Source organism: Amnibacterium sp., assembly GCF_051956055.1.
Lineage (GTDB): Bacteria > Actinomycetota > Actinomycetes > Actinomycetales > Microbacteriaceae > Amnibacterium.
The window spans coordinates 24,878-32,415 of the sequence record NZ_JBQCGC010000058.1 but is presented as its reverse complement, the minus strand read 5'-3'; the positions used below and the strand labels follow the sequence as shown (position 1 = coordinate 32,415).

Annotated in this window: 5 protein-coding genes; 1 reads left to right on the top strand and 4 read right to left on the bottom strand. The window is 69.0% G+C overall.

Annotation, left to right across the window (positions count from 1 at the left end; translation table 11 throughout):
• Positions 1-434: 434 nt before the first annotated feature.
• A complete protein-coding gene (locus ACTHLI_RS08575; protein WP_440182750.1) occupies positions 435-2,348 on the top strand; it encodes a fibronectin type III domain-containing protein in 1,914 nt (637 codons plus the stop codon).
• Between the two features lie 12 nt (positions 2,349-2,360).
• Here the strand turns inward: ACTHLI_RS08575 and ACTHLI_RS08570 are convergent, their stop codons facing one another.
• From ACTHLI_RS08570 to rfbA, 4 genes are all read right to left on the bottom strand, one after another.
• Positions 2,361-3,761 carry a sugar nucleotide-binding protein gene (locus ACTHLI_RS08570; protein ID WP_440182748.1) on the bottom strand — a complete coding sequence of 467 codons (1,401 nt, stop codon included), beginning with the start codon at positions 3,759-3,761 and terminating at the stop codon, positions 2,361-2,363.
• Positions 3,762-3,790: 29 nt separating this feature from the next.
• Complete coding sequence (locus ACTHLI_RS08565) at positions 3,791-5,395, bottom strand: right-handed parallel beta-helix repeat-containing protein (protein WP_440182746.1); 1,605 nt, start codon at positions 5,393-5,395, stop codon at positions 3,791-3,793.
• A 244-nt stretch (positions 5,396-5,639) separates the two neighbouring features.
• Positions 5,640-6,638: a dTDP-glucose 4,6-dehydratase gene (gene rfbB, locus ACTHLI_RS08560; RefSeq protein WP_440182745.1), complete on the bottom strand. Its 999-nt coding sequence runs from the start codon at positions 6,636-6,638 to the stop codon at positions 5,640-5,642.
• Positions 6,635-7,510, bottom strand: coding sequence for a glucose-1-phosphate thymidylyltransferase RfbA (gene rfbA, locus ACTHLI_RS08555; RefSeq protein WP_440182744.1), 876 nt, complete (start codon positions 7,508-7,510; stop codon positions 6,635-6,637). The genes rfbB and rfbA overlap by 4 nt, the downstream gene beginning before the upstream one ends.
• Between the last annotated feature and the right edge of the window lie 28 nt (positions 7,511-7,538).

Below are 7,538 nucleotides of genomic sequence, written 5' to 3'. Positions count from 1 at the left end.
CACGAACTCGGCGTGGTCGCGCTTCGGCGCGGCGAGGTCGATGGCCTGCGCCGCGGCCTGGTTCTTGCTCATGCGGAACTGCCGAGCCAGGCGGGCGAGGGTCTCGTCCTCGGTGGGACTGAGGCGGAGCGTCATGGCCATGGCTTCAACCTAGGGTTGAAGTAGAGGGTTCGAGTGGAGGCGGCTGCGGCGCGTCGCGGCGTGAAGACATCCGATTCTCGGGGGACAAAGCTGCGATTCCGGGGTACCGGAAACCATTCTCCATCCCGCGTGCCGTGCCTGCTCGCTATGGTGAAGCCACCCGAATCGATCCACTTACCCGAGCGGATCGTCTTGCTCTACCCAAGCGAGGCATAACCATGGGGTTTTCCCGGCCCTTTTTCCGCAGCGCCGTTGCGGCCGTATCAGCATCCGCCCTCGTCGCGTCCGCCCTGGTGCTGGCCGCGCCGGCTTCGGCCGACCCGGCGAATCCGACTCCGGTCTCGGCGACGGCGCTGCCGACCGCGCAGGTGAACGGTGTCGTCTGGACGCAGGTCGTGTCGAACGGCACCGACTACGTCGGCGGGTCGTTCGACCAGTCTCAACCGGCTGGCGCGGCGGCAGGCGTGGGCGTGACTCCACGTTCGAACCTCTTCGCCTACGACGTCACGACCGGTGTCGCCAGGGCGGGCTTCAACGCGACCACGAACGCGCAGGTGCGCGGCATCACGGCCTCGCCCGACGGCTCGCGCATCTACATCGTCGGAGACTTCACCTACGTCAACGGTCAGCCGCGCAACCACGTGGCGGCCCTCGATCCGAACGGGAACCTGCTCCCGGGGTTCGCGCCGAATGTGAACGGCGCCGTGCTCTCCGTCACTGCGCGCGGGAACGGGGTCTACTTCGGTGGCGCCTTCAGCGCGGTGAATGGAACGCCCCGATCACGCGCCGCGGCAGTCGATTCGTCCGGAGCGCTCCTCGCCTTCGCGCCGGCTGTCGATGATGGCACCGTCAGGGCCATCGCGATGTCACCCGACGGCTCCAAGGTGCTGCTCGGCGGCAGCTTCGCCACCGTCGCAGGGGTGGCCTCTCCCGGCATGGCGGCCGTGAGCTCCGTCAACGGGAGTCGCGGGAGCTGGGCTGCGACGAACGTGGTCTACGACAGCGGGAACTCCTCAGCGATCTTCAGCCTCGTGAGCCGCGGGACGGTCGTCTACGCCACTGGATACAACTACCAGGGCGACGGCAATCTCGAGGGAGCAGTCGCGATGAACTGGGCGGACGGCTCGGTCAAATGGATCGAGGACTGCCACGGCGATTCGTACTCGTCAGTCCCCTTCAACGATGCGCTCTATGTGGTGAGCCACGCGCACGACTGCAGCAGCGTGGTCGGCGGGTGGAGCAGTCCTGGTACGCCCACCCAATGGCGCCGAGCGCAGGCGTTCTCGCAGGCGGCGACAGGGGTCCTGCTGCACAGCGCACAGACCGGCTACGCCGACTTCGGCGGGTGGCCCTCGCCCACCCTGGTCGCGGGTTGGAGCCCCAGCATCAACGCCGGCACCTACACCGGTGCGGATCAGGGCGCGTGGAGCGCAGCGGCCGGGTCGAGCTTCCTGGTCCTCGGCGGCGAGTTCACGATGGTGAACGGGCAGCGGCAGACCGGGCTCGTCCGGTTCCAGGGACAGCCTGAGGCAACCGACGTTGTTGCTTCGCTGCCGACCCCGACCCCGACCCCGACGACCCCGACCCCGACGACCCCGCAGGCCGCGCAGAGTGCTCCGAACCGGGTCGCGAAGCCGTCGGTCGTGGCGCTGGGACCGTCCGCAATCGCCGCCCGTTGGTCCGCCCCGAGTGGAGCGTCGGCCTCGAAGGTGACCGGCTACGTGGTGCGCAGCTACAAGGGCTCCAAGCTGGTGAAGACGGTGAACGTCAGCGCGAAGAGGCGCCTCGTCGTCGTCAGCGGGCTGCATCGGTCCACCGCGTATCGAGTGACGATCGCCGCGAAGAACGCGAAGGGTACCGGCCCCGCGTCCGTCTCCGTCACGGTGCGCACGAGGGCATCGGGCAAGAACGTGTCGGCGACCAGAACGCCGTCGAGAGTCGGCACGCCGACCGCCAGGACGAGCGCGACCACCACCCGCATGTGGTGGAAGCCGGCCTCGACCAGAGGCGCGCTCGGGGTGGGGGCCTACCAGGTGCGGATCACGCTGCACGGGAAGACCGTGCAGGTGGTCACCGTCTCGAGCAGGTCGAGGACGCGCCTCTTCATCCACCTGAAGGGGCACACCGGCTACCAGGTGTCGGTGCGGGCCCACAGCTGGGCCGGGTGGGGCTCCTGGTCCCGTACGCGTTCGGTTCGGACGCGCTGACCCTGGAAGGGGCTACCGCGCCAGGTAGGCGGCGAGGGCGGCGAGCTGCGGGATGGGGGAGAACCCCGTGGCGGTGAGCTTCGCCAGATCGAGCATGGATCGCAGCGGCCGCGGGGCCGCATCGCGACCGGCGAAGTACTCGGCCGTGGACACCCCGGCCACGCGACCGGGATCCTGACCCACTCCGCGGAACGTCTCGGTGGCGAGCTCGGCCCAGCTCGTGGGCGCTCCGGAGTTCGACACGTTGTAGACGCCGAAGGAGGCGCGCACCGACAGCAGATGCCGGATCGCCCGCGCGATCTCGGTCGCGAACGTCAAACGACCGATCTGATCGTCAACGACGGCAGGGTCGACTCCGCGCTCGGCGAGCGACGCCATCGTCCGCACGAAGTTGTTCCCGTCGCCGATGACCCAGCTGGTCCGGACGATGTAGTGGTGCGGCACGGTCGACACGATCGCGTCACCCGCGGCCTTCGTCTGCCCGTACACCCCGAGCGGCGAGAGGGGCTCGTCCTCGGTATGCACGTCGACGGTCCCGTCGAAGACGTAGTCGCTGGACACGTGCACGAGTGTGATGCCGTTCGCGGTCGCGACCTTCGCCATCTCGGCGACCGCCGTGACATTGACCGCCCAGGCATCCCGGCGGCCCTCCGCGGTCTCCGCCTTATCGACCGCCGTGTATGCGGCGGCATTGATGATGACGCCGTAGCCCTTCCCGCGCTTCGACGCCCCCGCCGCGGGGTCGGTGACGTCGAAGTCCGCTCGGGTCGTGAACTCGGCGTCGGGGAACTCCGCGCGCAGCGCGCGGCCGAGCTGCCCGTTCCCGCCGAGCACGAGCGTCTTCCGCGGCTTCATCGGCACGACGTCCGCGAGGCGCGGGTGCGCGAGGTCCTTTGCGGAGATCTCGACCTGCGCGAGCGGTATGGGCCAGTCGATCGCCGCGGTCTCGTCGGCGAGATTCAGGAAGGTGTACTCGGCGTCGGGGGACCAGTGGTCGTTGACGAGGTAGGTGTACGCCGTGTCCGGCTCGAGCGTCTGGTAGCTGTTGCCGACCCCGCGCGGGACGAGGATCGCGCGGGAGGGGTCCAGCTCCGCGGTGAAGACGGCGCCGAACGTGTCGCCCTCCCGCAGGTCGACCCAGGCGCCGAAGATCCGTCCGGTCGCGACCGAGACGTACTTGTCCCAGGGCTCCGCGTGGATGCCGCGGGTGGTGCCGACCGCGTCGTTGAAGGAGATGTTGTTCTGCACCGGCCCGAGATCGGGCAGCCCCAGCGCGAGCAGCTTCTCGCGCTGCCAGTTCTCCTTGAACCAGCCCCGGTTGTCGCCCGGGACGGGCAGGTCGACCAGCACCAGCCCGGGGATCGACGTCGTCGACGCGGTCAGCGTCTTGGTGTGATCGAGGTGCGAAGCCACCCCGGCACCGTAGCGGCCCAGCCGCGCCGTCAGGCGGTTGCGCCTCGGGGTGGACGCTTCGCATTCACGGCCGACCCGAAGACGTCGCTGACGGCGCCCGGGATCCCGACGCCGTGAGCGGGGTGGGCGCCGTGCTTGAAGCGGTAGCCGGAGAGCGATGACCAGCCGGTCCGACCGGAACCCGGGTTGCGCAAGCCCGGGCGCGTGTGGCTCGTACCCGAGCCCTTCGGCTCCGTCCTGGACCTGGTCCCGACGTACGTGTTCGACGCGGCCACCGGCTTGTTCGGCCAGCTGTATGCGCAGGTGCCTGCGCAGAACACGACGTTGTTCGAGAAGCGGATGTTCCTGCCGGCGAAAGGATGCACGTTGCGCACCACCCATCGCGCGGAGGCCTTCTGCACGATGTCGTTGTTGGTGATCGTGATGTTCAGGGGGCGCTGGTTCTTCTGCCACCCGCAGGTGAACCAGATCGAGTTCACGCCGTTGTTCTGCAGGATGTTGAAGCGGACCGTCGTGTTCTGCGCGCCGCAGAACATCACGCCGCCGTTCTCGTTGTCGTGCAGGTAGTTCTGTTCGACCGTGACCTGATGTGCACCGAGATCGACGTCGATCCCCGATCCGTCGCCGGCGCTGCGGTGCTCGCCGTAGACCTCGTTGTGATCGATGCGGACGAGGCTCGACATGGTCGGCCAGATCGCGGCGTTGGCGGTCGACGGGCCGCCCATGCGCCCGCACTGCCGCACGGAGCAGTGCGCGATGTTCGAGCCGTACGCGCTCACGTTGTGGTCGATGCGGGCGCCGTCCGCGCCGGAGACGACGATGCTGTCACCCCGGGCCCACCGAACCGTGTTCCCGGTGATGCGGAGGTCCCGGTCGCTGCTTCTCGGATATGCGCGGTTGAACACCGCGATGCCGGACCGGCCGACGCCCAGCACGCGGTTCCCCTGGATCAGGGTCCCGTCGAAGCCCGAGCCCCCGGCCGTGGTCTGCACGGCGATGCCGCCGTAGGCCCGCTTGTCGCCCCGTCCCCCCGGATTGCTGTCGACGTGCTCGATGAGCAGGTGGCGCGCGATGATCCCGTATTGGCGCGTCTTGGACGTGCTGCGGATGAGGAGGCCCGCGCGGTAGGTGCCGGTGTTCCAGCGGCCGTCCGTGTTCGTGAGACGGAGATCCTGGACGGTCCAGTAGGACACGTTCGTCAGCCGCACCGCCGCGGTGCCGCTCTTCGATCCGCCGCCCGCGATGGTGGGCGCTGATCCGCGGCCCTCCGCGCCGAGCGTGATCGGGTCGCCGAGGATGCCCGATCCGGTGAGGTCGAGCGTCCCTGCGCAGGTGGTGCCGCGACGGAGCAGGATCCGATCACCGGGCGCGAACCGGCCGTGCTGCTCGATCTGGCGGAGGGAGTTCCACGGATGGGCGGTCGTCCCCGTTCCGGCGCGCGCGCCCTTCTTGCACGCTACGTGGAAGTCCGTGCCGGTCGGTGCACTCGAGACGGACGGAGTCGGGCTCGCCGTCGGAAGATCGAGGGTCGCGCCCATCCCGCTGCTGATGATCGCGGCCGCGAGCAGCGCGAGTCCGGCAGGGCGCAGAAGTCGCGCGCCGCGGGAGAAGCGGGAGCGGTGATGGCTGTGCATCGTCCTGGGTCCTTTCGGGCTCGACGAGCGGTGCGGCGTCCGCCGGGAGCGACTGTCCCCTACGCCATCGTGGGATGCGAGAGGCGCGCCGAGACCATTGCGGTCGAGCAGGATCGATCCAGGTCGGTGCCGCCGCCACCACCCTCTCCGGTCGCGGTCGTGCGCGGTAGCACCCGTCCTGGTGTCGTCGGACCCGCGAGGAGGTGCGGGCGCGCCCCACGCGAATCGATCCGGAGGGGAACCCTCAGCTCTGCCCCTGCTCCTGGTAGCGCGCCTCGGTCGCGGCCTTCAGCGGTCGCCACCAGTCCTGGTGGTCCCGGTACCAGGCGATGGTGTCGGCCAGGCCGCTCCGGAAGTCGCCGTACTGGGGACGCCAGCCGAGTTCGGTGCGCAGCTTGGTGGAATCGATCGCGTACCGGAGGTCGTGCCCGGCGCGATCGGTCACGTGGTCGTACGCGTCCTTCGGCTGACCGAGCAGCTCGAGGATGAGCTCCACGACCGACTTGTTGTCCTGCTCGCCGTCCGCACCGATGAGGTACGTCTCCCCGATGACGCCCTTGTCGAGGATCGTGAGCACGGCGGAGGAGTGGTCGTTCGCGTGGATCCAGTCCCGCACGTTCAGACCCTGGCCGTAGAGCTTCGGCCGGACACCGTCGAGCACGTTGGTGATCTGGCGCGGGATGAACTTCTCGACGTGCTGGTACGGGCCGTAGTTGTTCGAGCAGTTCGAGATCGTCGCCTGCAGGCCGAAGGACCGGACCCAGGCGCGGACGAGCAGGTCGGATCCGGCCTTGGTCGAGGAGTACGGGCTCGACGGGTTGTACGGGGTCCGTTCGGTGAACCGGTTCGGGTCGTCGAGCTCCAGGTCGCCGTACACCTCGTCCGTCGAGATGTGGTGGAACCGGGTGCCGTGGCGCCTGGCCGCCTCGATCAGCGTGTAGGTGCCGATGATGTTCGTGTCGAGGAACGGGCGCGGGTCGTGCAGCGAGTTGTCGTTGTGGCTCTCGGCGGCGTAGTGGACGACGGCGTCCGCCTCGCCGACGAGTCGGTCGACCAGCGCCGCGTCGGCGATGTCGCCGACGACGAGCTCGAACCGGTCCGCGGGCAGGCCGGCCAGGGAGGCGCGGTTGCCGGCGTAGGTGAGCTTGTCGAGCACGACGACCGAGTGGTCGGTGGTGTCGAGGACGTGGTGGACGAAGTTGGAGCCGATGAACCCGGCGCCGCCGGTGACGAGCAGCTTCATGCCTGCTTGCCCCTTTCGAGGATGTCGAGGAGGTACTGGCCGTACCCGGATTTGGTGAGCTTCTCGGCCCGGATGCGCAGCCCCTCGTCGTCGAGGAACCCGAGGCGCCAGGCGACCTCCTCCGGGGAGCCGATCTTCAGGCCCTGGCGGTGCTCGATGGTGCGGACGTACTCGCCGGCGTCGTGCAGGGAGTCGTGGGTGCCGGTGTCGAGCCATGCGGTGCCGCGACGGAGGACCTCGACCTGCAGCTTCCCGGCGGCGAGGTAGGCCTTGTTCACGTCGGTGATCTCGTACTCGCCGCGTGGCGAGGGTTCGAGGTCGCGCGCGATCGCCTTGACGTCGTTGTCGTAGAAGTAGAGGCCCGGGACGGCGAAGTTGCTCTTCGGGTGCGCGGGCTTCTCCTCGAGCGAGATCGCCTTGCCGGTCGCGTCGAACTCGACGACGCCGTACCGGTTCGGGTCCGCGACCCAGTACGCGAAGATCGCGCCACCGTCGAGGTCGCGGTAGCGGCGCAGCTGGGTGCCGAGGCCGTCGCCGTAGAAGATGTTGTCGCCGAGCACGAGCGCGACCGTGTCGTCGCCGATGAAATCCGCCCCGATCACGAAGGCCTGCGCGAGTCCGTTCGGCTCCGCCTGTACCGCGTAGCGGATCGAGATCCCGAACTGCGAGCCGTCGCCGAGCAGGCGCTGGAACTGGTCCGCGTCGTGCGGGGTGGTGATCACCAGCACGTCGTCGATGCCCGCGAGCATCAGCGTCGACAGCGGGTAGTAGATCATCGGCTTGTCGTACACGGGGACGAGCTGCTTCGAGATCCCCATGGTGATGGGGTGGAGCCGCGTGCCGGAGCCGCCAGCCAGGATGATGCCGCGCATTCCGACGATCATTCCCGAATTCCCGGCC

Coding starts and splice junctions, on each gene's coding strand:
- ACTHLI_RS08565 (WP_440182746.1), bottom strand. CDS start 5,395: ATGCACAGCCATCACCGCTCCCGCTTCTCCCGCGGCGCGCGACTTCTG.
- rfbB (WP_440182745.1), bottom strand. CDS start 6,638: ATGAAGCTGCTCGTCACCGGCGGCGCCGGGTTCATCGGCTCCAACTTC.
- rfbA (WP_440182744.1), bottom strand. CDS start 7,510: ATGCGCGGCATCATCCTGGCTGGCGGCTCCGGCACGCGGCTCCACCCC.